The following is a 22969-nucleotide window of genomic DNA, read 5'->3' as shown; positions in this document are numbered from 1 at the left end:
GTGGACACTAAACCGCACACAGTCTCAATCGTTGTACCGGTCTATCAAGGCGAGAAGACCCTCGCGGAAATCGTCGCGGAAATCACGCCACTGACGGTCGAAACTGCCTCCGCTGACGGACATCATTTCGTAGTCAGCGAGGTGATCCTCGTACACGATCACGGACCAGACCAGTCTGACCGTGTCATGCGCGAGTTGGCTGCGAAGTACGATTTCGTGCGCGCAATCTGGTTGAGCAAGAATTACGGCCAGCACGCAGCGACGCTCGCGGGCATGGCCTCAAGTGGAAGCGAATGGATCGTAACTCTTGACGAGGACGGCCAGCACAATCCCCTGGAGATTGGCGGGCTCCTGGATACCGCCCTGCGTGAGCAAGCCGATGTCGTTTACGCCAAGCCGCTGAATCCGGCGCCACACGGAGTTGTGCGAAATGCTGCTTCCAAGGGAGCCAAGTGGATCTTGACGCGATTCTTCGGGAGTGCCAATGCTGCCGACTACCAAAGTTACCGTCTCATGCTTGGGACTATCGGCCGCAGCATTGCCGCCTACTCAGGGTCCGGTGTGTACCTGGACGTTGCAATGAGCTGGGTTGCGACGAAGGTCGTGACCTCGCCCGTTACCCTGCGAGATGAAGGTGACCGTCGGTCCGGGTACTCCGCACGTCGTTTGTTCTCGCATTTCTTGAGAATGATCATATCCAGTGGCACGCGCGGCCTCAGGCTGGTCAGCGTGCTTGGCGTCCTGTTTGCCGCGATAGGAATCGTCGTAGCGATCGTTATCCTCATAGCACGCATCACGGGCGGCGTTGATACTCAGGGTTGGGCATCGATGATTGTTGTTCAACTGCTCACGTCTGGGGCGGTCCTATTCTCGCTGGGCATCATCGCCGAGTACATCGGTGTCAATGTCAATATGGCGATGGGCAAGCCGCCGTACCTCATTACGTCTGACCCGAAAAACGGTCCGATGGGCCGCGCGGCCCAAGGTCGCCAATGACCCCTCTGGTCTGGGTTATTGGTTCACGGGGTCTACTGGGCAGCGCAATTGTCTCGGCCGTCGAGGACCGTCCGGGGTGGGCACTTCTCGACGTGCCATCGCTTCCGTGGACGGACAACGCACACATGGTTGCCGCCGTGAACCGAGCAACGTACCAACTTCTTGACCAGTCCCGGACCTCCCAATCCCGGTGGGCGATCGTGTGGGCTGCAGGTGCCGTAGTGACGTCCAGTAGTGCAGAACAGATTGAACGCGAACTGGAACAATTCCGCCTCATCCTGAGCACTATTGCTTCGACCGTTGCGTCAGCCGTTGGCCCACAATCGGGAGCTTTCTTCTATGCTTCCTCTGCCGGAGGTATCTATGCCGGCTCGCCCGAGCCTCCCTTCTCCGAGCTGACCGAGCCACATCCGCTTTCCGGTTACGGGCAGTTCAAACTCGACGCAGAGGAGGCGATGATCGGCGCGCTCTCTCCCGCACACATTTCGACCCTGGCGGGTCGAATCTCGAACATCTACGGTCCTGGCCAGCGCCTCACAAAAATGCAAGGACTCATCTCGCACATTGCCAAAGCACAATTTGGCACCCAGCCCGCGTCGATCTTCGTGCCCCTAGAGACGTCCCGCGATTACATTTACGTTCGCGATTGCGCTGAGTTAATTCTGGATGGACTTGAGCGGACGCTCCTCCTGAGCGATGCCGGAGAGACTGTTCACACGATGAAAAATCTGGTTTCAGGGCAATCCGTGACAATCAGCACCCTACTGGGATTGTTTCGTTCGATCTCCAAGAATCATCCTCATGTCATGCTGGGATACTCGGCAGCTGGAGCACTTCAGGCGGTCGACCTGAGGCTGAAGTCCGTCGTCTGGACCGATCTCGATCAGCGAAATCTAACGCCACTTCCCGTTGGTATCCGCAACACCATGCAGGATATTATTCTGCGATTGCAAATCGGTAGCTGACTTTTCACTCGCAACTAGGCACGCATGGTCGTTGAACTCCGACCTTTCGTCGAGACCAATAGTTCGTCATCCGCGCCTGCGAACTTAGTCATACGTTGAGAGAAAGCCGCACCGAGGCGCTTTGACAAAAGATGCGAGGGGACATCAACAAATCTGTTGAAAACGACAGCCAGTGCAATTCCGAGAGTTACGGTCAGCATTGTGGCGAGCGGCCACAACTTTGCCCCGAGCAAATTGATGAGTGCGAAAGCAATCGGGACGTGCACCAAATAGAGGCTGAATGAAATCCGACCAAGCCACTGCAGAAGTCGAGAATTGAGAATCTGGATCGCTGGAAGCCAAAACATGCAAACCAGCACGAAGCCAACGGCGCCGAGGACTCCCCCAGCTGACGTGAGCGCGACAAGTGTCAAAGTCCCGTCCACCATCGGACGCAGGAGCCAGTAAGCGATGACCAGCGCGAGGGCACAGACAGCCGAGAGTGCACCCACCAAATTCGACCATCGGGATCGAGCGAATTTGGTCAGAACAGAGTTCAGACGCGGAAGACTGACAGCAATTATTGCGCCGATTAGGAATAAAGGCAGGTAGCGCATCGGTGTGGAGTTCCAAAACACACCGAGCCCCACGACAACGCAGGCAAAGAGAATCCAGACCCACGCTCGCCGCGCGAAGATGATTCCCGCACCGACGAATATTGGCAGCAGCAGTGAGAACAGCAACTCCCAGTGCAACGACCAAATCGGGCTGTTCATTATGGCGTTTCCGCCAAAGAGGTCGGCCGTGGTAAGCCAGTTGCCAAAGGTTACCGTCACAGGATTGAAGACGTTTACCCAGTAGCCAAAATCTTCGGATGGACCCTTCGGAACGAAGTACCAACATAGCGCTGCGACCACGACTGCGGCCAACGTCGGCAACCACAAGCGAACAATGCGGCGTGGAAAGTATGCCCAGAAGTCGAAATTTCGAAAGTGATCGAGAACAGGGAGTGTAAGAACTATTCCGCTCAGGACAAAGAACACGAGCACTGCTTCACCTCCAGCAGTGAAGAGTTTCAGAGGCGTCGCGGTCAACCACCAGGTAATCGAAAAAGTTACGGGCATCTGGCCGTTCGCCATATATGTCGCCGCAAAAGCCGGGCTGAGGAGCAGACTATGATGCAACAATACAACGACTGAGGCGACCCCCCGAAGTCCATCAAGCTGTCGCATTCTCCCGATAGGCTGCGAACGAATGGCGTCATCCCCAAGCTTCTTCATCAGCACCATTCCGGCCTGTGCAGGCCCTTGTTCTCTTGCTTGACTCGCAGATCTGGAAGCTAGGAAAGCAGCTTAGCTAAGTATTGCCCATAACCACTCTTGTTTAATGGAGCCGCGAGTATCGCGAGTTGCTCGTCGGTGATCCATCCGGCACGCCATGCGATTTCCTCTATGCAGCCGATCTTGAAACCCTGACGGTCCTCGATGACCTTCACATATTCGCTAGCCTGCATCATCGATTCGAACGTGCCAGTGTCCAGCCACGCGGTTCCCCGGTCGAGAACCTGCACGGTCAGAGTTCCCCGGTTTAGATACACCTCATTAATTGTTGAGATTTCGAGCTCACCGCGTGCGCTCGGCTGGATCGATTTGGCGATCTCGATGACATCATTGTCGTAGAAGTAGAGACCGGGTACTGCGTAATTACTACGCGGGATTTCCGGCTTCTCTTCGATAGACACGGCCCGAAAATCGTCGTCGAATTCCACCACTCCATACGAAGTTGGGTTTGACACGTGATAGGCGAAAATCGTTGCGCCCACAATTGTTTCGTTCTGACGCAGGGCAGTACCGAGCTTGGAACCGTGAAATATATTGTCACCCAGGACCAGAGCAACGCTGTCGTCGCCGATGAATTCTTCACCGATAATGAACGCCTGCGCCAAGCCATCGGGAGAGTCCTGCACGGCATAGCTGATGCTCACCCCGAGCTGCGATCCGTCACCCAAGAGGGCACGGAACTGACCGTTATATTCCGGTGTTGTAATGATCAGAATCTCGTTGATCCCCGCCATCATCAACGTCGATAGCGGGTAGTAAATCATTGGCTTGTCGTAAATGGGCATGAGTTGCTTGGAAATTCCCTTGGTGATGGGCCAGAGACGAGTGCCCGACCCCCCTGCCAAAATGATGCCGCGCATGTGCTAGTTACTTTCCGTGTTGAGGGAAGCGTAAAAGGCCTGTGAAGCCTCCCACGTTGGGAGAAGTCCCAATTCCAGGGCCTCCCCGAGGCTCGGCGCCAACTCGTCCTTTTCCGACACGAGTGGACTTCCCAACTCGGCCGGAAAAATAAGTCCAATGTCGGGATCGAGCGGATTGATGCCGTGCTCGCGTCCAGCGTTGAACACGCTGGTTACCAGATAACTCACCGTAGCGTCGTCGGTGAGTGCTACAAAAGCGTGACCAACACCTTCGGGAATGTAGACCGCGCGACGATCCTGCTCATCAAGGCGAACCGAATCCCAGGTGCCGAAGGCTGGCGAACCTACACGCAGGTCTACAACGAAGTCCAGTACCGCGCCGTGGGTCACGGTGACGTGCTTGGCTTGTCCCGGCGGTATATCGGCAAAGTGGATACCTCGCACCACCCCTCGCTTCGACACTGAAGTGTTGGCCTGGGCGAGTTTGAGCGGGTGCCCAATAGCCTCGCCTAAATGATCGAATCGGTACCATTCGAGGAACACTCCCCGATCATCACCAAACTGCCTCGGGGTGACTTCGTAGGAACCGGGGATCGAGAGCTCGCGAATTTGCACGTTCGGAGTCTACCAATCGCTGTCCGATACAATCACAAGGCCATGTCTACGAACGGAACGGTTACTCCTATATGAAGATCCTCGTCACCGGCGGCGCCGGTTTTATCGGCTCCAACTTTGTGCGACGCACGATTGAAGACAAGTACCCGGGCCTTGAAGGCGCCGAAGTTGTCGTGCTCGACGCACTGACCTACTCGGGCAACCTCGAAAACCTTGCCCCGATCGCCGATTCTCCGCGCTACAGCTTTGTGCACGGCGACATTCGCGACGGCAAACTGCTCGACACGCTCTTTCCCGGGCTTGACGCGGTGGTGCACTTCGCCGCCGAATCGCACGTCGACCGCTCCGTGATGGATTCGACGATCTTCGTCGAGACCAACGTGCTCGGCACCCAGCAGCTGCTCGACGCCGCGCTGCGCCACAAGCTGGCCCGGTTTGTGCACGTCTCCACCGACGAGGTCTACGGCTCCATCGCGGAAGGCTCCTGGAACGAGGAGCGGGCGCTCGAGCCGAACTCCCCTTACAGCGCGTCGAAGGCCGGCAGCGACCTGCTCGCCCGCAGCTACCACCGCACCCACGGCCTCAACGTCTCGATCACGCGATGCTCGAACAACTACGGCCCATACCACTTTCCCGAAAAGGTCATTCCGCTCTTCGTCAGCAACCTGATTGACGACCTGCACGTTCCCCTCTACGGCGAGGGCAACAACATTCGTGACTGGCTGCACGTGGACGACCACACCCGCGCCATCGCGATGGTGCTCGTCGGCGGTCGCGCTGGCGAGATCTACAACATTGGCGGCGGCACGGAGCTCACCAACAAGGAGCTCACCCAGCTGCTGCTCGACTCGACCGGCAAGGACTGGTCGTATGTTGACCGCGTCGCCGACCGTCTCGGCCACGACCTGCGCTACTCGGTAGACATCAGCAAGATTCAGGCGGAACTCGGCTATGCCCCCGAGGTTCCGTTCGAACAGGGCCTTGCCGACGTGGTGCAGTGGTACCGCGACAACCGCCAATGGTGGGAACCGCTCAAGGCTCGCGCGGCGCTGAACTGATATGACCCGCTACCTGATCACCGGGGCCACCGGCATGCTGGGCCGTGACCTGCAGACGGCTCTCGCCGGACGCGACGTGACGGCTCTCGGCCGGAGTGACCTCGACGTGACCGATCTCGATGCGGTCAAGGCCGCTGTCGCCGGGCACGACGTCATCATCAACGCCGCCGCGTATACCAAGGTTGACGACGCCGAAACGCACGAAGACGAGGCCTACGCCGTGAACGCGGTGGGACCTTACAATCTGGCGGTGGCGGCATCCGCTCGGCAAGCGAAGCTCGTGCAGATTTCAACGGACTACGTCTTTGATGGCAGCGCCACCACGCCCTACGCCGAGAACACGCCGCACAGCCCCATCTCGGCCTACGGCCGTACCAAGGCGGCCGGTGAGGATTTCGTGCAGGTGGAAAACGGTTCGCGCAGCTACATCGTGCGCACGGCCTGGCTGTACGGCAAGAACGGCCCAAACTTCGCCAAGACCATGCTCAAGGCCGCCGGTACGCGCGACACCTTGAACGTCGTCACCGATCAGGTCGGCCAGCCCACCTGGACGGTCGACCTCGCCGCGCAAATCGTGCTGCTGCTCGACTCCGACGCGCCCGCCGGCATCTACCACGGCACGAACTCCGGGGTCGCCTCGAAGTTCGAGCAGGCCCGCGACGTGTTCGCGCTGGCCGGACTTGACCCCGAGCGCGTGCTGCCGACGGACAGCTCGGCTTTTGTGCTGCCGGCACCGCGGCCGGCTTATTCGGTGCTTGGTCACGACGCCTGGGCGATAGCAGGTATCGAGCCGATGCGCGATTGGAGACAAGCGCTCGAAGCGGCCACGGTCGCCGGAGCGCTGCGATAGTGGAAGCCCACGAGACGTTCAGTACGCCGGCGCTTGGAACGGTATCGTGGCGACTGACCCGACCCTTGCGTTTCGTACGCTCGAAATTCCACCCGAGAGCCAAGTAACGATGACAACTCTTCGAGTGATTGTGGACCAGATGATTTCGCCAGTTCCGGGCGGAATCGGCCGATACACCGAGGATCTCACTCGACAGCTGATTCTCACATCACCCGACGACTGCGACGTGGAAGGTGTGGTGTGTGCGTCAACCCCCGAGAAATACGCATCGGTTATTGACCGGCTGCCGGGCCTTTCCGCCCTCTACAAGACGACTCTCCCCCGACGCGAGCTCGCCGCAGCTTGGCAATTAGGGTTGACTTCACTCCCAGGCGGGGGGATGGTCCATGCGACGAGTTTGTTGGCCCCATTGAAGCGGCACGATCGCTCCACGAATCAGAATCAGGTCGCCGTAACCATTCACGACGTCGTGCCGTGGACGCACCCTGAGACGCTGACGCCCCACGGTGTGACCTGGCATAAAGCGATGGTCATACGGGCCAGAAAGCATGCAGACGCGATCATCGTGCCCACACACGCTGTGGCGCGTGCCCTTTCAGAGATCATGGACTTCGGCGACCGCGTTCGTGTGATCGGCGGGGCCGTCAGCAGCGAACTCCGCTTGCCTACGAACGCGGATGCGCGAGCTGCCGAGCTAGAACTGCCGAGAGAGTTCATTCTGACCGTCGGCACACTTGAGCCGCGCAAAGGGTTGACTGCTCTCATTAGCGGGCTGGGCCTGCCCGGCGCGCCAGACCTGCCTTTGCTGATCGTCGGGCCGCAAGGCTGGGGCGAATTGGACGTCGCAGCAGTTGCCGACGAGGCCGGGCTTGCGGAGGGTCGCGTTCGTGCGCTGGGCTTCGTCAGCGACAGCGATCTCGCGCTCATTTTGTCGCGAGCAACGGTGTTCGTGTACCCGAGCCAGGCCGAGGGGTTCGGACTTCCGCTGCTGGAGGCCATGAGTTTCGGCACCCCTGTGGTGCACAGCGACGCTCCCGCCCTCGTCGAGGTTGCTGGGGATGCAGGGCACGTTGTGGCGCTGAACGACGCTGCTGGGTATCCGGAACGACTGACTGCGGCCATCTCTCGAGTATTAAGCGACACGTCTCTGAACTCCACTCTTCGGCTGCGCGGCCTGGACCGGGCCAGAGCGTTTAGCTGGCGGGACTCCGCGGAGCGGGTCTGGCAATTACATGCGGACCTGTAGCCCATGCGCATATTAGTTGGATACTTGAGAGTTTCAGTCCGGACTCACCTCCGCCCACGATTTTCCATTCGAACATTGCCGCGCGCCCCCGCTTTCGGAGCAGGGGCCTTGGAGGCAGCATGATCACTCTGCGGGTAGTCGTCGACCAGATGGTCGCCCCGGTTCCGGGCGGTGTCGGGCGTTACACCGAGGAACTCACGCGCGCGCTGATTGCCACCGCGCCGGCCGAGTGCGACGTTGAGGGCATCGTTTCGTCGTCGCCACCCGCACAGTATGAACTCATTGAGGCCGCACTGCCCGGCCTGGCCAATCTGCACAAGACGGCGCTGGCCCGCCGGGAGCTGGCCACGGCCTGGGCGCTCGGCGTGACCGCAGCGTCGGGCACCGGCCTCATTCACGCGCCTGGACTGCTCGCGCCGCTGCGCCGCCACAATCGCGCCGACGACGGCACCCAGATTGCCGTGACCCTGCACGACGTGCTGGCGTGGACGCATCCATCGTCGCTGACCCCGACGACCGTCGCCTGGACCAAGGGCATGCTCAAGCGAGCCCGCAAGCACGCCGACGCAATCGTGGTGCCGAGCCACGCCGTCGCGCGGCAACTGACCGAGATCATGGATCTGGGCGACCGGGTGCGCGTGATCGGCGGCGCCGTGGGACGCGGGCTCGTGCTGCCAGCTATTCCCCTGGTGGAAGAGCGCCTGCAGGCGCTGGAGCTACCATCACAGTACATTCTGACCTCCGGGTCGCTCGACCCGCGCAAGGCTGTCACCGCGCTGATTACGGCGCTCGGGCTGCCGGGCGCACCCGACCTGCCCCTGATCGTGCTGGGACCGGACACCTGGGGCGAACTGGACCTCGCCTCGGTCGCCGATGAAGCCGGGCTGGCTCCGGGGTGCGTGCGCGCGCTGTCGGGGCTGAGTGACTCCGACCTGGCCGTGGTGATTGCGCGGGCGAGCGTGTTCGTCTATCCCAGCCTGGAAGAAGGGTTCGCGCTGCCGATCATTGAGGCGTTCCACCTAGGGACCCCGGTCGTGCACTCCGATGCCCCGGCACTGCTCGAAGCGGCCGGCGATGCCGGCGTCGCGGTCGAGCGGTCAGACCCCAAGGAATATCCGGCCCGACTCGTGGATGCGATCAACCGAGTGCTTGGCGACAGCGTGCTGCAGAACCGCATGACCATCTTCGGCGGCGACCGTTCGCGGGCCTTCAGCTGGCGCGACTCGGCCGAGCGGGTTTGGCAGCTGCACGCGGACCTGTAGCCCATGCGGAGGATTCTGCGAGACCAGCGTGTGCGGTTTCTCGCGGTCGGCGCCACGAACACGGCAGTCAATTATCTGGTCTTCTCCTTTTTCACCGTGTGGGTGTTCGCGGATGTCTACCTCGGCTATCTGAACAGTCTCGCGCTCTCCTACGTGGTCGGCATCACCCTGGCTTTCGTGCTGTACCGGCGATTCGTCTTCGTGGTGCACGGGCACGTGCCGCGGGACTTCGCCCGGTTCGTCAGCGTGTACCTGGTGGCAATCGGCATCAACGCGGCCGCGCTGCCCCTGCTGGTTGAGGTGCTTCTGGTGCCGCCGCTGCTCGCCCAGCTGGTCATTCTTCTGGTCACGACGTTGCTGAGCTTCTTCGGGCACAAGAAGTTCTCGTTTCGCCGCAGTAGCGAGCAAAGCGAGGGTTAGCCGCCGATCGCCGACGGGTGAGCCACTCGTCGGTGGCCGCTTTGCGATGTGGCCGCTGTTCCGGAGAGCATGTGCACGATCATGCACTTGCTAGATTGTGGATGATCATCCATAATGGTAAACGTGGACGATCATCCACCGTGGAGGCTGAAATGTATACACGTTCCGCACAGGATCTTGGTGCGCTGGCGCGGGCGAAACGCGAGGCCTTGGGACTTACCCAACAGCAAGTAGCCGACCGCGCGAAAGTCTCTCGGGAATGGCTCGTCAACTTCGAATCCGCGAAGGTGGGCGTGTCACTCTTTCGGGTTTTCGACGTGCTTCAGGTGCTGCAGCTCGCCCTGGATGTCAGCGATCGAGCCCCGGACCCGCACAATGTGCTTGACGATGTCTTTGCCGAACTGGGGCGATGACCGGTGAACTCCGAACTCTACGTATACCTCGATGGCGAGCGCGTTGGCACGCTCGCCCAAACCAAACAGGGCAATACCACCTTTGCCTACGACGAACGATACCGGCTGGATAGTCGGTCGACTCCCCTATCGCTTTCCATGCCGCTGGCGAGGCGCGAGCACCCCTCGCGGGTCGTCACAGCCTTCCTGCAAGGCCTTTTGACCGACAGCCCAACCAAGCTTGCTGAGCTAGCTGCCACGTATCAAACATCCGCTCGAAACGCTTTCGGGCTGCTGGCCCACGTCGGCCGGGATGCCGCGGGAGCCGTACAGATTCTGCCGCCCGATGAGGCCTCGACCGATGCCGCCACTCGACAGGGAGACGTCGAAAGACTCTCCGATGGTGACTTCAGTGGCCTCATCAACGACATCGTTCAGCACTCCGATACCTGGGGACAGCGCGGCGACGACGCGCGGTGGAGTTTGCCTGGCGCGCAGCCCAAGGTTGCCCTATTCCGATTCGATGATGGTGGGTGGGGCGTGCCCAACGATTCCACGCCGACCACGCACATTCTAAAACCGGCCATCGCGCCGTATTCCAATCATGACGTGAACGAGTACGTGACGATGCGCGCGGCCCGCCTTCTGGGGCTCAACGTCGCCGACCACGAGCTCACGACAACGCAGCAGGGGGATCACGTCTTTGTCTCACGCCGATACGACCGACGACAATTAGACGGACGATGGGCGCGGCTGCATCAAGAAGACCTCTGCCAGGCTCTGAGCGTTCCACCAGATCTCAAGTACCAGCAGGACGGCGGTCCGGGCGTTGGCACCATCGCTCAATTGCTTGGCCGATTGCCCCTAAGCGATCGGGAGGCAAGCCAGAAGCGGTTCTTCGATTCCCTCGTGTTCAACGTTTCGGCCGCTTGCACGGACGCGCATGCAAAGAACATTTCGATTCTCTTGCGTGGCGACCGCGCTGTGCTCGCCCCGCTTTATGACCTCGGAACGCATGCGCCGTATCCGGCGACGGCTGCGCTTCGCTCGGCGATGAAGGTCGGTGACGAGTACCGCATAGACGCCATCGGCCTGAGTGATTTTCTCTCGGTGGCTGCGAAATTGCACATCACCGTGGGCTACGCCGAGGAGCGCGTGAGGTATATCCGCGGCGGCCTCGCTGGCGCGTTCGCGGATGCCGCAGCAGGCATTGGAGGCACCTCAGGCGAACAGGAATTTGCAACAAAGGTTTCAAACTCGATATTCAGCCTCGTGCACGAGCACGGATGGTAATTCAGCCGCGGAATCGGGCGCGTATCGACACTTCGCGTTGCTCCGTCGGTCAGTCGGGTCTCGACTCGGCGCTTGCACTCGTAGGCATCCGCATTCATGCCGGGGCGATGCTTGCTACAGCGTGCTACTCCCGGCTACACTCAGCGCATGAGCTTGGTTCCTGTTCGAGAATTGCGCAATCACACCGCCGATGTGATCGAGCGCGCGCGACAGGGTGAAGAAGTAACGATTACCAGCAACGGCGTTCCAATCGCGACGCTGGTGCCGATCCGTTCAGGCAAGCAGGCGTTTCTCACGAAAGCCGATATGCAACGTCTGGTGCGACGTCCCGGCGATCCGATCGCGGAATTCTACGACGACGAGGAACCCGACGAGACAACGGACGATCTGGGTCCTATCCAGTGAACCCCTCACGGGGCCTGATTGATTCCAGCGTCTTCGTGGGGCTAGAGACAAATCGTGCAATACAGTTCGACAGATTGCCAGAAGAACAGTTTGTCAGCGCCGTGACGCTCGGTGAGCTGTACGCCGGAGTACATGCAGCGCGGGACGCCGACACACGGGGAGCCCGACTGCAGACCCTTGACACAGTGTCAATCGCAACGGTGCTCCATATCGATGAGGCAGTGGCCGCGCATTGGGCTCGATTACGGCAAAAGCTTCGCGAGAGCGAACGTCGGCTCAACGTCAACGACCTGTGGATTGCCTCCACGGCACTCGCGCATTCGCTCACCGTCTACACCCAGGACACCGATTTCCAGGTCTTGTCAGACCTTGGTGGCCCCGAAGTGATCGTCATTTAGCGCACGTTGGCATCCGCTTTCGCAATGCGCGCATTGGTAGGGGCGGTCGCGCGGTTGAAAGCTGAAGGAGCGGTCAGCGGATGCTGGCAGTAGCAGCGTGCCACGCGCGCGCGCAACGTTTGGACGCGCATGCAGGATCCGGCGAGCACACCGGCGTGCAGGCGTTGCCTCAGGGTTAGGGGGCGGGGGTGGCGGTTGGCGCGGGGGCCAGCGCCGTTGCGATCATGGCCTGAATGGCGGCGTAGTCGGGGTCTTCGGGGTCGACGCCATTCTCGGGAATCAGGGGCACCGAGACGACCGGCAGCTCCTTGGTCTTGGAGGCGAGGTTCACGAAATAGGGGAGCATACCCTGCGGCACATCCGTTTTGATCACCTCAGAGCCTGCGGCGGCGATGCCCTGAAACTTAGTCAGCACATTTGCCGGATTGAACTGGGCGAGCAGCGCTTCTTGCAACTGAGTCTGGCGCCCCATGCGATCGTAGTCGCTGGTCGTGTGCCGGGACCGCGCGTACCAAGTGGCGGTCCTGCCATCCATGTGTTGGGGGCCGACCTCGATCCAGCCCTCAACCTCTTTAAGCTGCTCGTCACCGCCGATCGGAAGCCGCTCGGAAACCGTGATGTCAACGCCGCCGAGGGCGTCGATGAGTTCGGAGAAGCCCTGCATGTCGATGAGTACGTAGTACTGAATCGTCAGTCCGGTGATGCCCTGCGCCGCCTCGATCGTGGCCTGAACACCGGGGGAACTGCCCTCGGCCACCGCGTTCGGGTAGTACTCGGGGCGTTTCAGCTCGGCCTCGGTGAAGATGGCGTTGAGCATGCAGCGACCCGACACGTCGCATCCGTCGATGGAACCGTAGCCCTCTGGGTAGAGCGCTCCGAGCGAAGACCCGGCCGAGAACGGCACGTCCTCAAGGTTGCGCGGCATGCTAATGGTGGTGGCCTGGCCGGTCGTGGCGTCGATGCTGACCACCGACATACTGTCGGGGCGCAGGCCGTCGCGGTCGGCGCCGGCGTCACCGCCGAGCAGCAGGATGTTGTAGCGGCCATCGACCGGCGGTTCGCTCGGGCCGGCGACGAACACGGAGGAGAGGAATCCGCTCGCCGAGGTGGCAAAGAAGGCGCCGTAGCCGGCGGTTCCACAGACGACGACCATGAGCGCCGCCGAGAACGCGGCAATGATCGGGCGAGCGCCCGGCGCGGCACGACCCAGGTTGATCAGGCCGAGGGTGTTGACGGTGAGCACGAGCCAGGTGAGCGCGTAGAACGCGAGTACAGCGGCGGCCACCCACAGGCCGATGGTGCTCGTGAAGACGGTGAGTACCACCTCGGGCCAGAGCAGGTAGACCGCACCGGCGATAATAGCGACGGCGACCAGCGTGAGGGTGGAGCGAAGGCCGAACCGGCCGAGCCGGCGGTTGCCGGCGAGCACCTGCGCCGAACCGGGAAGCACGAAATTGAGTACGACGAGCCACCACGCACGCGTCGTCATGATGCGCGTGGAGCCGGAATTCGGGTGCCGGATCGGGTCAGTCACACTACTCATAATCGGGTTTGGAGGTCCCTGTTCTTCTGCTCGACCAACTCTGCGAGCGCTACGGCATAATCTTCGAGCTTCACGCGCAGCGCGTCATCGCTCGTGGCAAGAATCTTGATCGCGATCAGAGCGGCGTTCTTCGCCCCGCCGATCGACACGGTTGCGACCGGCACGCCGGCCGGCATCTGCACGATCGACAGAAGCGAATCGAGGCCGTCGAGCAGCCCGAGCGGAACGGGCACGCCCACCACGGGCAGCGTGGTCATAGCGGCGAGCATGCCGGGCAGGTGCGCCGCTCCCCCGGCCCCGGCAATGATCACCTTAAGACCGCGAGCCTGCGCGGTGCGGCCATAGGAGAGCATCCGCTCTGGGGTGCGGTGTGCCGAGACAACCTGTACCTCGTGCGCGACCCCGAAGTCCTTCAGGGTTTGCGCTGCAGCGCTCATGACGGTGAAGTCGGAGTCGCTGCCCATGACCAGGCCGACGATAGGCGCGACTAGGCTCGTGGGCACAGTGGATGTCTCGGTGTTCTCTGGCACGCAGATGATCCTATTGCTCAGGCCTGAAAGATTTGTGCAGTGGCGCGCGCTTGGTAGGCAACTTCGTCGAGATCGTCGCCGCACGCCGTGACATGGCCCACCTTGCGGCCGGGCCTCGATGCCTTGCCGTAGTTGTGCACTTTCACGAGCGGATGCTGCGCCAGGCCCTCCCCATAGCGGTCACCGAGCGAGCCTGACGCTGGTCCGCCAAAGATGTTCACCATCACCGTCCACTGGTCTCTGGCGCCGGTCGCACCGAGCGGCAGATCGAGAACCGCGCGGAGGTGCTGCTCGAACTGGCTCGTCGTGGAGCCCTCAATCGACCAGTGACCGCTGTTGTGCGGGCGCATCGCCAGCTCGTTGATGAGGAGACGCTCATCCGTGGTCTGGAACAGCTCGACGGCCAACACCCCGGTGACACCGATGCCCTCGGCCACGGCCACGGCGATGTCGGTGGCGACGTCGGCGAGCCGGCCCATGGACTGAGGCGCCGGCGCGATGACCTCGGCGCAGACGCCGTCTTTCTGCACGGTCTCCACGACCGGCCAGACGGCGATCTCACCGCTGGGGCGGCGGGCGACCACCTGGGCCAGCTCGCGGCTGAAGTGCACGAGTTCTTCGACCAGCAGGGCGCCGCCGTTGCCGTCTTCGGCGAGCGCCTGGAACCAGTCATCGACGTCGTGTTCGTGGCTGACCACTCGCACGCCCTTGCCGTCGTACCCGCCGCGGGCGGTCTTGACGACGGCGCGGCCGCCGTGATCCTTCAAGAAGTCGGCGAGGCCGGCCGCATCAACGATGCGGGCCCAGTCCGGCACGGGCAGGCCCAGCTCGGCGAGCTTTTCGCGCATGAGCAGCTTGTCTTGCGCGTAGAGCAGGGCGTCGGGGCCGGGGTGCACTTTTACGCCTTCGCGCACGAGTTCGCGCAGAATCTCCTGCGGCACGTGTTCGTGGTCGAAGGTGATGACATCGACGGTCTTGGCGAAGGCGAGCACGGTGGCCAGGTCGCGGTAGTCGCCAACGCTTACTGCGGCGAGCTCGGCGGACATACCATCGGCTTCAGCGAGAACCTTCAACTCGATGCCGAGGTTCACGGCCGCGGGGATCATCATGCGGGCCAGCTGACCTGCGCCAATCACACCGACGGTCAAAGCCATTTGTTCACCATTCTCTATGCAAGCGTTCAGCTAAACGCACGTGAATCTCCAGCCCGGCAATTTGAACACGCCGTAGACTGCGAGACTTCAGTGCTTTCCTAGTGCCACTTTACCGAACGTCGGACGGACGCATGTCGATCACCCTGAAGCAGCGCCTGCTCAGCTTCCTGAGTCAGGGCCTCAAGTTCGGCGCCGTCGGTGCGCTGGGCTTCGTGGTGGACTTCACGGTGTTCAACCTGCTGCGCACCACCGTGCTGGATTCGGCCGACGTACACGCCGGCCCCATCTACGCCAAGGTGATCTCGACCGTGCTGGCCATTCTGGTGAACTGGCTCGGCAATCGCTATTGGACTTTCAGCAAGAACCGCCAGAACCACACGGCGCGCGAGGGCCTGGAGTTTCTGGCGGTGAGCCTCGTGGGCATGGGCATCGGCATCGGCTGCCTGTGGTTCAGCCACTACGTGCTCGGTTACACGAGCGTTCTCGCCGACAACATCGCGGGCAACGTCGTTGGTCTCATTCTCGGGGCGGTGTTTCGCTTCGCGCTGTACCGCTACTGGGTGTTCGCGCCGGGACGGAGTGGGGCGCCGGCATCCGTTGGTATCGGTGTGGTGACTACCCGCACCGGAGCTATTCGGCTAGCGGCGACCCCAGAACGCTGACTCGTCGGCGAGGGCCGACTGCTCCTGTCGGCGTGAACCCATGACGGTGCTGGCCTTCTCCATGAGGTCGTGCAGCGTACTCTGCACGAGGTCGACGTTGGGCACGTCTTTCAACACGAGCGGATGCTCCAGCCCCGAATTAATGAGCACCGTGCCCGAGTGGAACCCTGCCTGCAGCCAATTCTGCCGCACGCTCACGTCGTAGCCGCGGCTGTGCAGCAGCTCTTGCCGGGTGCGCACGAAGAATCCGTGCCGGAAAATGATGCGACGGGTCGTGATCGTGTAGCGCTTGGTGAGCCAGGCGGCGAGCGGCAGCAGCCAGCCGAGTACGGCCAGCAGGATGGCGCCGCCGAGCACGGCGGCGTTCTGCCAGGGCTCGGGCAGGTTGCCGAAGAAGTAGCCGGTGCCGCCGGCCAAAATGAACAGAAGCAGGGTGGGCCAGGCCAGCACCCGGGCATGCGGGCGCAGGCGTGCGACGACCTTCTCGGGCCGGCTCTCGCGGGCGTAGCCGGAGGGTTCGGTCTCGTGGGTCTCTTCGAGCGCTTTCTTCTTCATTACTTCTATTAATACCTCAGGTGGGTGACATCGCCAGCGGCGACAGACCGTTCCTCGCCATCGGCCTGATTGACGACTCGCAGCCGCCCCTCGACGTCGATGCCGGTTGCGGCCCCCACGAGGTCGGCGCCGCCGGGCAGTTCGACCCGCACGACGCTGCCGAGGGTGCCGCAGAGTTCGGTGACGGCGGCGTGCAGGCCTTGCTGCGCGTCGCCGTTTGCATGCACGAAAGCTTTGTAAAGCGTGCCGAGCTCGTGCAAGTAGGCGGCGAGTACTTTATCGGGATCGGGCATAGTGCGGGTGACCAGCAGCAGCGAGGTGGACGTGAGGGTGGGCAAGTCGTGTTCGTCCAGCGAGAGGTTGAGGCCGGCACCAATGATGATTCCTGTGCCGTCGGGCAGCAACTCGCACAGGATGCCGCACACCTTGTAGCCGTCGATCAGTACGTCATTGGGCCATTTCAGGGTTGTTTCGTGGCGGGGGTCCTCGGCTTCTTTGACCCCTTCGACCGGCTTCATGCTCGCTTCGACGACTGTTTTCACGGCGCGGGTCATGGCGGCGCCGGCCAGGAGCGGGAACCACCCGAGACTCGCCGGCGGTAACTGGGGTCGGATCAGCACCGAGATGGCCAAGGCTTTGCCGGTCGGGGCCAGCCAGACGCGACCGAGCCGGCCACGCCCCTGAGTCTGGTTGTCGGTAACCAGGGCCGAGAGGTCAGGCCAGGCGGCGGCATCCGTTGTGGCGAGGTCTTTGAGCACATCATTGGTGGAGGTGGCCTCGGAACGGTACTCGAACCGGCTCACCTCGGTGCGGCTGAGCGAAAACTCCATGGTGGCGACCCTCTCGTGTGCATAACTCCTGCAATTCTGTCGAATCTGGCCTCAAAACACCTATTCTTGGCGATTTCTGAGCAAATTACAGGAGTTATGAACGGCGACGGTGGGCAGTAGAGGGGAAATGTGCAGTGTTGCACTGCAAAGTTGTGGAATATCGTCAACGGGGAGCGTGCGGGGGGTGCCGGTAGAGTGAAACGGTGACTGACAAGACGCCCGCCGCGGCACCCGACCTGTATACGACGGCGGGAAAACTCGCCGACCTCAAGCTGCGCTATCACGAAGCCGTGACCGCCAGCGGGGCCACCGCCATCGAAAAGCAGCACGCCAAGGGCAAGATGACCGCCCGCGAGCGCGTGGACCTGCTGCTCGACCAGGGTTCCTTCGTGGAGCTCGACGAGTTCGTGCGGCACCGCACCGTGGCCTTCGGCATGGAAAAGAAGCGGCCCTATGGCGACGCCGTCGTCACCGGAACCGGCACCATCCACGGCCGCCAGGTGGCCGTGTACTCGCAGGACTTCACCATCTTCGGCGGCTCGCTCGGCGAGGTAGCCGGGGAGAAGATCATCAAGGTGATGGACCTCGCCCTGAAGACCGGGGTGCCCATCATCGGCATTCTCGACTCCGGCGGAGCGCGCATTCAGGAGGGCGTCGTGGCCCTCGGCAAGTACGGCGAGATCTTTCGGCGCAACACGGCCGCCTCCGGTGTCATTCCGCAGATCTCGATCATCTGCGGCCCGGCCGCCGGTGGCGCGGTCTACTCCCCCGCTCTGACCGACTTTGTGATCATGGTCGACAAGACCAGCCAGATGTTCGTCACCGGCCCCGACGTGATCAAGACCGTCACCGGCGAAGACGTCGGCATGGAAGAGCTCGGCGGAGCCCTCACCCACAACAAGATCTCCGGCGTCTCGCATTATCTCGCCAGCGATGAACCCGACGCGCTCGACTTCGCCCGCGCCCTGCTGAGCTACCTGCCCGACAACAACCTGGCTGAACTGCCGGTGTTCGACAGCGAGGTGGAGCTCGAAACAACGGATGCCGACCGTCGCCTCAACACGATCATCCCCGATTCGCCTAACCAGCCCTACGACGTGAAAACCGTCATCGAGCACATCGTCGACAACGGCGACTTTCTCGAGACGCAGCCGTTGTACGCGCCGAACATCGTCGTGGGGTTCGCTCGGGTCGAGGGGCGCTCGATCGGCATCGTCGCCAACCAGCCCAATGCCATGGCCGGCACGCTGAACATCGAGGCCGGCGAGAAGGCTTCCCGCTTCGTGCGGTTCTGCGATGCGTTCTCCATTCCGATTCTCACCCTCGTCGACGTACCCGGCTTTCTGCCGGGCACCGATCAGGAATGGACCGGCATCATCCGTCGTGGGGCGAAACTGCTGTACGCCTACGCCGAGGCCACCGTGCCGCTGGTCACCGTCATTCTCCGCAAGGCCTACGGCGGCGCGTACATCGTGATGGGATCCAAGCAGCTCGGCGCCGACACCAACCTGGCCTGGCCAACCGCGGAGATCGCTGTCATGGGCGGCCAGGGTGCTGTGAACATTCTGTACCGCGCCGAGATCAAGGCGGCCGAGCAGGCCGGTGAAGACGTCGCTGCCGTGCGCACGCGACTGGCCAACGAGTACACCTATAACGTGGCGAGCCCGTTCCTGGCCGCTGAGCGCGGCGAGCTCGACGGCATCATCGAGCCGGCCGCCACCCGGGTATCGGTCATCAAGGCGCTGCGGGCCCTGCGCACCAAACGGGCCACGCTGCCCGCCAAGAAGCACGGGAACATTCCGCTCTAATGTCATCTTCTGTGAAGCCATCGGAGTTCGACCCGTCGGAGCTGGTTTTCGTAACCACGCACGTGAGTGAGGTCGAGGTGTCGGCGGTGAGCGCCGTCATCCGCGGTCTGTTGCGAGAAGAGTCCGACGAGCGCCGGGCCGCGCCGGAACTCGGCCAGAGCGCCTGGCAGCAGAACCAGCGCGCCATTCGCCGGCCGGTGTACCCCGGCTCCGGCCGCTGGCGCGGCTTCACCGGCTAACTCCCCCGTTCGCCCGGCCCGTTTGCCCTGCCCATTTGCCCTGCCCATTTTGGTCGGGGCCCGGGCCCGGACCGTGGGCCCAGTCTATAAACTGGGCCCAGGGACGGGGCCCGGGCCCCGAACGGGGTGGAGCGGGGTTCGAGGTGCGCGGGATGCTCGGGTGGGGCAACCACCGGTACGTCTGTCCTCCTAAATGCCGACTGTGCGGGCAACGGGGATAGTACAGACTGAAGGTGCTCGGTGACGCTCCTGGAGTTTCACCACCAATCATTCGCTGACTAGGGTAAGCGAGCGAATGTGTTGGGGGCGAGAACGGATGGCATTCGGGTTGTCGTCCTTTCTCGAATAGTCGTTAGGGGATCAGCTTCGGCTGATCCCCTTTCGCGTTCCCACCGTCACGCGCCTGTCACACGCCCTGTCAGACAGCGGCAGTCGCTGCCCGCCGGGGTATTTCCATCCACAGGTCGACTTCTTCCTCATCGGATGCGTCAGGTCCGAGGGCGCTCACGGCCGGGTCGGGGCTCAAGAGGCCCACCACGGTGACCGCGATAGTCGCGCTGTCGGCCGACGTGCGGGCAATGATCTTGTCGGCGTTCGTGCGGCCGATGGCGGTCGCGAGGGCGTTGAGCACGATCTCCAGCTCGGAACCGCTGAGGTCGTCGATCCCGCCTTCATCGAGCAGGGTGACGCTCGCCCCGCGCCGCCTGGCCGCCATGACCTGCTCGCGCACGGCGTGGTTCAGCAAGCGCCGCCCACGGATTTCGTCACGAATTGCCGCTTCGAGCAGCCGGCACTCCTGTCGGTCGGCCTCGCTGAGATCGCCGTCGCTCTCGCTGATGCGGCGCAGCATGGGCATGGCCAGACGTATCGTCTGGGTCAGCCGCACCTGGCGCTCGTAGAGATGAGCCTCCTGGGCGGCGTGCCATCCGCTCGCCTCACGCTCGGCCCGCGCGTACTGGCGCGCATCGCGGCTGGCCTTCACGAGGGCCCGCGACAGCAGCCCGGCAGCGACCACCCAGACCACGCTGCCGATGACGCCCATGTGCCCGAGCTCGCCAACGCCCGCCCAGATGACGCTGTGCACCACGAGCACGCCGACGCCCAGCAGGGCCAACTGCGGGCGCTTGCGGGTGGCTGTGATCGTCATCAGGGTGCCGATCGCGGCTACGTACCAGGTGGCGTACCCGAGCTTGCCGGTGGATCCATCGAGCTGGCTGCCCACGATCAGTGGAATCGCCACCGAGACGCCCACGTTGAACAGGGCCAGCGGCAGCGACATGCGCATGGGGCTGAAGGGCCAGAGACTCGCGATGGTCGCCACGATGTACAGACCCATGGCCGCAAAAATCGGAGCCGCGGAGTCTGGTTGGCCTAGCGAATACAGGCCGAGCAGTACATGGTAGCCCGAGAAGAAGGCCGCCACGATGAGGGCCAGGGCGCGGGAGACGACTACGACGCCGGTCATCATTTTCCGCCCGCGTCGCGCCCGGACAGCGCGCCCATCGCCTCGGCCGCCGAGACGGCGATCGGCTCGTCGGCCTCATCGGCCCGCGGCCAGGTGATGGTGATCGTCGTGCCGCGGCCGATGCTCGTGCGCAGCACGGCCACGCCGCCGGCGGCGGCCACCCGATCATGTATCGACACTCGCAAGCCCAGACGGGCGCTGGCGACGCTGGACACGTCGAACCCGCGGCCGGTATCGCTGATCTCGATGGTGCATCCGCTCTGGTCGTTACCGCTCACTGTGACGTTGCGCGATTGTGCGGGACCTGCGTGCTGCACGCTGTTGACCATGGCCTGCACACTGGCCGAGTAGAGGGCCTCGGCGGCATGCTCCGGAATGCTGAGGCCATCCAGGCACAGCTCGGTCACGGTGAATACTCCGGTCGAGGCGGCAGCAGAGCGGATGCGCGCGGCCAGCTTGGCAACGGAGACGGTGGCATCGTCGAGATTGCGCTCGCCATTGGCTTCCTGCAAGCGGATGATGGCGCTTCGAGCCATCGCCGCCGCCAGTTCGGCGCCCCTGGCGTTGCGCACGCCCGCCGCTGAGAGCAATGTCGCGAGCACAGTGTCGTGCACGATGGAATCAACCTCGACCCGCTCCACCTCGGTGGCGTGATGGCGCACCGCCACGGAGTACTTCGCGAGTGCATTGGACTGGGCAGTGTCGACCTTAGCTGTGGCCTCCCGCAGTACATAGATAATAATGAGCACCGTGCCGCCGAGCAGCATGGCGTAGCAGGTGTCGAGCACGGCGAGCAGGTTCTCGGCCTCGCCGCCGGAGGGGAGCACCCGAAGGAGCCCGAAGGTGATCGGCGCGACCACCGTATAGGCAGCGGCCCAGAACAACGGCAGGGCGATGGCGGCGCACGAGGTAGCGACACTGCACAGATACCACAGCCAGGGCTTGCTCTCGAGCACGGCCGTGGGATCGATCATGAGCAGGGGCCACACAAAAAGTGCGGCGAGATAGACGGCAGCCACGGCGGCTGCGGCCGTACGGATACCCCGCCGAATTAGCGTCGCAACGACGAAAATCACAATCGTCAGCCCCAGAAGGATCGCAATCGGCACGCCAAACGCGGCTTTACGGCTCTCCAACTGCTCAAGCATCAACGGCGCGCTCTGCATGGCGAAGATCACCGCGACGCCGGCCACCGATCGCGATAGCACGATTTCGATCTGGGCGTGGCTGATCGGGTTGAGCGGATGCCGGACGCGGCCAAGCAGGCTGCCATCGGCCTCGTGCGCGTCGTCACCGACAGCCGTGAACGGCTGCGTTGTCGTGGAGACCATCGTCCCCTGGCTGTGTTGGTCGCCCTGGCGGGCGGCCCGTTTAGACACCGCGGTCAGCTTCGGTGGCGTCGAGCCCTGGCAGGATTCCATCTTCGACGGCACGACGCAGCAGGTCGACCTTGGTCGGCGCCGGACGCCCGACCTCGACGTACTTCACGCGAATGCGATCGAGGTATTCGCGGGCGGTGGAGTGCGCGATCCCCAGCTGCATGGCGACCATCTTGAGCGGCAGACCCGAGGCGTAGAGGTGCAGCACATCGCGTTCGCGACGGCCGAGCTGCGCCTTGGCGAAGTCCCGGTCGGCGTCGATGGCGGTGGCCCACTCCAGGTTGTTGAGCACGTCACCGCGGGCAACGGATGCGACGGCGGCCATTACCGTCGTGGTCGGCGACGACTTGGGGATAACCCCGGCTGCACCGGCGGCGAGGGCTTCCCGCACCGAGGCGACCCGGTCGGCGATGCTGTGCACGAGCACCGCGGAGCCTGTGGTCGCCACCAGGCGCACGTTGTCGGTGACGAGTGACCCGTCGCCGAGCGAGAGATCGAGCACGATCACGTCACATTTGCGGCCGGCCAGGCCGTCGATGAGCGCCTGCGCGGTTGCCGCCGCGAACAAGACTTCGTAGCCGGCGTTCTCGCAGGCGGCCTGCAAGCCCAGTCGTACCGACTCGTGGTCGTCGACAATACCGACGCGAACGGGCGCGTCGGTGGGAACGGATGGTGCGGGATCAGTTGCTGCGTGGCTCACGGTAGGGCTGCCTTCGGGTTGTCTA

At 62.8% G+C, this 22969-nt stretch carries 25 protein-coding genes; 14 read left to right on the top strand and 11 right to left on the bottom strand.

The window, feature by feature from the left end; genetic code table 11:
- Together CJ028_RS10090 and CJ028_RS10085 are read left to right on the top strand one after the other, a co-directional pair.
- The gene (locus CJ028_RS10090) at positions 1-996 is read left to right on the top strand and encodes a glycosyltransferase (protein ID WP_105035110.1); all 996 of its coding nucleotides are present in this window, start codon (positions 1-3) and stop codon (positions 994-996) included.
- Positions 993-1961 (top strand): NAD-dependent epimerase/dehydratase family protein, encoded by a 969-nt coding sequence (locus tag CJ028_RS10085; protein WP_105035109.1) that lies wholly within the window; start codon positions 993-995, stop codon positions 1959-1961. Before CJ028_RS10090 ends, CJ028_RS10085 begins: the two co-directional genes overlap by 4 nt.
- 14 nt (positions 1962-1975) lie before the next feature.
- On the opposite strand, the gene CJ028_RS10080 is transcribed toward CJ028_RS10085, so the two are convergent.
- Genes CJ028_RS10080 through CJ028_RS10070 form a run of 3 tightly spaced genes read right to left on the bottom strand, consistent with a single transcriptional unit; the run spans position 1976 to position 4755 of the window.
- On the bottom strand, positions 1976-3229 hold the full coding sequence (locus tag CJ028_RS10080; RefSeq protein WP_105035108.1) for an acyltransferase family protein: 1254 nt from the start codon (positions 3227-3229) through the stop codon (positions 1976-1978).
- Between the two features lie 50 nt (positions 3230-3279).
- Positions 3280-4140 (bottom strand): glucose-1-phosphate thymidylyltransferase RfbA, encoded by an 861-nt coding sequence (gene rfbA, locus CJ028_RS10075; RefSeq protein WP_105035107.1) that lies wholly within the window; start codon positions 4138-4140, stop codon positions 3280-3282.
- A gap of 3 nt (positions 4141-4143) precedes the next feature.
- On the bottom strand, positions 4144-4755 hold the full coding sequence (locus CJ028_RS10070; protein WP_105035106.1) for a dTDP-4-dehydrorhamnose 3,5-epimerase family protein: 612 nt from the start codon (positions 4753-4755) through the stop codon (positions 4144-4146).
- A 71-nt stretch (positions 4756-4826) separates the two neighbouring features.
- Between CJ028_RS10070 and rfbB the strand changes: the two genes are divergently transcribed.
- The 9 genes from rfbB (at position 4827) to CJ028_RS10025 (ending at position 12079) form a co-directional block, all read left to right on the top strand.
- A complete protein-coding gene (gene rfbB, locus CJ028_RS10065) occupies positions 4827-5813 on the top strand; it encodes a dTDP-glucose 4,6-dehydratase (RefSeq protein ID WP_105035105.1) in 987 nt (328 codons plus the stop codon).
- A gap of 1 nt (position 5814) precedes the next feature.
- Positions 5815-6663 carry a dTDP-4-dehydrorhamnose reductase gene (gene rfbD, locus CJ028_RS10060; protein ID WP_105035104.1) on the top strand — a complete coding sequence of 283 codons (849 nt, stop codon included), beginning with the start codon at positions 5815-5817 and terminating at the stop codon, positions 6661-6663.
- Between the two features lie 46 nt (positions 6664-6709).
- Complete coding sequence (locus CJ028_RS10055) at positions 6710-7909, top strand: glycosyltransferase family 4 protein (RefSeq protein ID WP_338064136.1); 1200 nt, start codon at positions 6710-6712, stop codon at positions 7907-7909.
- A gap of 119 nt (positions 7910-8028) precedes the next feature.
- A complete protein-coding gene (locus CJ028_RS10050; protein WP_105035103.1) occupies positions 8029-9171 on the top strand; it encodes a glycosyltransferase family 4 protein in 1143 nt (380 codons plus the stop codon).
- A 3-nt stretch (positions 9172-9174) separates the two neighbouring features.
- Positions 9175-9591: a GtrA family protein gene (locus tag CJ028_RS10045; protein ID WP_105035102.1), complete on the top strand. Its 417-nt coding sequence runs from the start codon at positions 9175-9177 to the stop codon at positions 9589-9591.
- 101 nt (positions 9592-9692) lie between these two features.
- Positions 9693-10004: a helix-turn-helix domain-containing protein gene (locus CJ028_RS10040; protein WP_105035101.1), complete on the top strand. Its 312-nt coding sequence runs from the start codon at positions 9693-9695 to the stop codon at positions 10002-10004.
- 3 nt (positions 10005-10007) lie between these two features.
- Positions 10008-11276, top strand: a complete 1269-nt coding sequence (locus CJ028_RS10035; RefSeq protein WP_105035100.1) for a HipA domain-containing protein — start codon at positions 10008-10010, stop codon at positions 11274-11276.
- Positions 11277-11423: 147 nt separating this feature from the next.
- Positions 11424-11681 carry a type II toxin-antitoxin system Phd/YefM family antitoxin gene (locus tag CJ028_RS10030; protein WP_161498952.1) on the top strand — a complete coding sequence of 86 codons (258 nt, stop codon included), beginning with the start codon at positions 11424-11426 and terminating at the stop codon, positions 11679-11681.
- A complete protein-coding gene (locus CJ028_RS10025) occupies positions 11678-12079 on the top strand; it encodes a type II toxin-antitoxin system VapC family toxin (protein ID WP_161498951.1) in 402 nt (133 codons plus the stop codon). Before CJ028_RS10030 ends, CJ028_RS10025 begins: the two co-directional genes overlap by 4 nt.
- A gap of 175 nt (positions 12080-12254) precedes the next feature.
- Here the strand turns inward: CJ028_RS10025 and CJ028_RS10020 are convergent, their stop codons facing one another.
- From CJ028_RS10020 to CJ028_RS10010, 3 genes are all read right to left on the bottom strand, one after another.
- Entirely contained in the window at positions 12255-13622 is a 1368-nt protein-coding gene (locus tag CJ028_RS10020; protein ID WP_240607182.1) for an LCP family protein, read from the bottom strand.
- A complete protein-coding gene (gene purE / locus CJ028_RS10015; protein WP_105035152.1) occupies positions 13619-14086 on the bottom strand; it encodes a 5-(carboxyamino)imidazole ribonucleotide mutase in 468 nt (155 codons plus the stop codon). The genes CJ028_RS10020 and purE overlap by 4 nt, the downstream gene beginning before the upstream one ends.
- 83 nt (positions 14087-14169) lie before the next feature.
- Complete coding sequence (locus CJ028_RS10010; protein ID WP_105035097.1) at positions 14170-15306, bottom strand: 5-(carboxyamino)imidazole ribonucleotide synthase; 1137 nt, start codon at positions 15304-15306, stop codon at positions 14170-14172.
- Between the two features lie 131 nt (positions 15307-15437).
- On the opposite strand from CJ028_RS10010, the gene CJ028_RS10005 reads away from it, so the two are divergent.
- A complete protein-coding gene (locus tag CJ028_RS10005; RefSeq protein ID WP_105035096.1) occupies positions 15438-15968 on the top strand; it encodes a GtrA family protein in 531 nt (176 codons plus the stop codon).
- Here CJ028_RS10005 and CJ028_RS10000 read toward each other — a convergent pair.
- Together CJ028_RS10000 and CJ028_RS09995 are read right to left on the bottom strand one after the other, a co-directional pair.
- Positions 15945-16523, bottom strand: coding sequence for a PH domain-containing protein (locus tag CJ028_RS10000; RefSeq protein ID WP_105035095.1), 579 nt, complete (start codon positions 16521-16523; stop codon positions 15945-15947). The two genes, CJ028_RS10005 and CJ028_RS10000, sit on opposite strands and share 24 nt — an antisense overlap.
- Before the next feature lie 8 nt (positions 16524-16531).
- Positions 16532-17353, bottom strand: coding sequence for a biotin--[acetyl-CoA-carboxylase] ligase (locus tag CJ028_RS09995; RefSeq protein WP_105035094.1), 822 nt, complete (start codon positions 17351-17353; stop codon positions 16532-16534).
- Between the two features lie 203 nt (positions 17354-17556).
- Here CJ028_RS09995 and CJ028_RS09990 point away from each other — a divergent pair, with 203 nt between their 5' ends.
- Complete coding sequence (locus CJ028_RS09990) at positions 17557-19161, top strand: acyl-CoA carboxylase subunit beta (protein ID WP_105035093.1); 1605 nt, start codon at positions 17557-17559, stop codon at positions 19159-19161.
- A complete protein-coding gene (locus tag CJ028_RS09985; protein ID WP_105035092.1) occupies positions 19161-19400 on the top strand; it encodes an acyl-CoA carboxylase epsilon subunit in 240 nt (79 codons plus the stop codon). The genes CJ028_RS09990 and CJ028_RS09985 overlap by 1 nt, the downstream gene beginning before the upstream one ends.
- A 418-nt stretch (positions 19401-19818) precedes the next feature.
- Here CJ028_RS09985 and CJ028_RS09980 read toward each other — a convergent pair whose 3' ends face one another.
- The 3 genes from CJ028_RS09980 to CJ028_RS09970 are packed head-to-tail and all read right to left on the bottom strand — an operon-like array spanning position 19819 to position 22944.
- A complete protein-coding gene (locus CJ028_RS09980; protein ID WP_105035091.1) occupies positions 19819-20865 on the bottom strand; it encodes a DUF8320 family protein in 1047 nt (348 codons plus the stop codon).
- Positions 20865-22244 carry a sensor histidine kinase gene (locus tag CJ028_RS09975; protein WP_129590455.1) on the bottom strand — a complete coding sequence of 460 codons (1380 nt, stop codon included), beginning with the start codon at positions 22242-22244 and terminating at the stop codon, positions 20865-20867. Before CJ028_RS09975 ends, CJ028_RS09980 begins: the two co-directional genes overlap by 1 nt.
- Positions 22237-22944: a response regulator transcription factor gene (locus tag CJ028_RS09970; RefSeq protein ID WP_105035089.1), complete on the bottom strand. Its 708-nt coding sequence runs from the start codon at positions 22942-22944 to the stop codon at positions 22237-22239. Before CJ028_RS09970 ends, CJ028_RS09975 begins: the two co-directional genes overlap by 8 nt.
- Between the last annotated feature and the right edge of the window lie 25 nt (positions 22945-22969).

It is taken from the genome of Cryobacterium aureum (assembly GCF_002954245.1).
Lineage (GTDB): Bacteria > Actinomycetota > Actinomycetes > Actinomycetales > Microbacteriaceae > Cryobacterium > Cryobacterium aureum.
Note: the sequence above shows the minus strand (reverse complement) of the source record. Positions and strands in the feature narration are given on the sequence as shown.

Coding starts and splice junctions, on each gene's coding strand:
- CJ028_RS10085 (WP_105035109.1), top strand. CDS start 993: ATGACCCCTCTGGTCTGGGTTATTGGTTCACGGGGTCTACTGGGCAGC.
- CJ028_RS10080 (WP_105035108.1), bottom strand. CDS start 3,229: ATGGTGCTGATGAAGAAGCTTGGGGATGACGCCATTCGTTCGCAGCCT.
- rfbA (WP_105035107.1), bottom strand. CDS start 4,140: ATGCGCGGCATCATTTTGGCAGGGGGGTCGGGCACTCGTCTCTGGCCC.
- rfbB (WP_105035105.1), top strand. CDS start 4,827: ATGAAGATCCTCGTCACCGGCGGCGCCGGTTTTATCGGCTCCAACTTT.
- rfbD (WP_105035104.1), top strand. CDS start 5,815: ATGACCCGCTACCTGATCACCGGGGCCACCGGCATGCTGGGCCGTGAC.
- CJ028_RS10050 (WP_105035103.1), top strand. CDS start 8,029: ATGATCACTCTGCGGGTAGTCGTCGACCAGATGGTCGCCCCGGTTCCG.
- CJ028_RS10045 (WP_105035102.1), top strand. CDS start 9,175: ATGCGGAGGATTCTGCGAGACCAGCGTGTGCGGTTTCTCGCGGTCGGC.
- CJ028_RS10040 (WP_105035101.1), top strand. CDS start 9,693: ATGATCATCCATAATGGTAAACGTGGACGATCATCCACCGTGGAGGCT.
- CJ028_RS10030 (WP_161498952.1), top strand. CDS start 11,424: ATGAGCTTGGTTCCTGTTCGAGAATTGCGCAATCACACCGCCGATGTG.
- CJ028_RS10020 (WP_240607182.1), bottom strand. CDS start 13,622: ATGAGTAGTGTGACTGACCCGATCCGGCACCCGAATTCCGGCTCCACG.
- purE (WP_105035152.1), bottom strand. CDS start 14,086: ATGGGCAGCGACTCCGACTTCACCGTCATGAGCGCTGCAGCGCAAACC.
- CJ028_RS10010 (WP_105035097.1), bottom strand. CDS start 15,306: ATGGCTTTGACCGTCGGTGTGATTGGCGCAGGTCAGCTGGCCCGCATG.
- CJ028_RS10005 (WP_105035096.1), top strand. CDS start 15,438: ATGTCGATCACCCTGAAGCAGCGCCTGCTCAGCTTCCTGAGTCAGGGC.
- CJ028_RS10000 (WP_105035095.1), bottom strand. CDS start 16,523: ATGAAGAAGAAAGCGCTCGAAGAGACCCACGAGACCGAACCCTCCGGC.
- CJ028_RS09995 (WP_105035094.1), bottom strand. CDS start 17,353: ATGGAGTTTTCGCTCAGCCGCACCGAGGTGAGCCGGTTCGAGTACCGT.
- CJ028_RS09985 (WP_105035092.1), top strand. CDS start 19,161: ATGTCATCTTCTGTGAAGCCATCGGAGTTCGACCCGTCGGAGCTGGTT.
- CJ028_RS09980 (WP_105035091.1), bottom strand. CDS start 20,865: ATGACCGGCGTCGTAGTCGTCTCCCGCGCCCTGGCCCTCATCGTGGCG.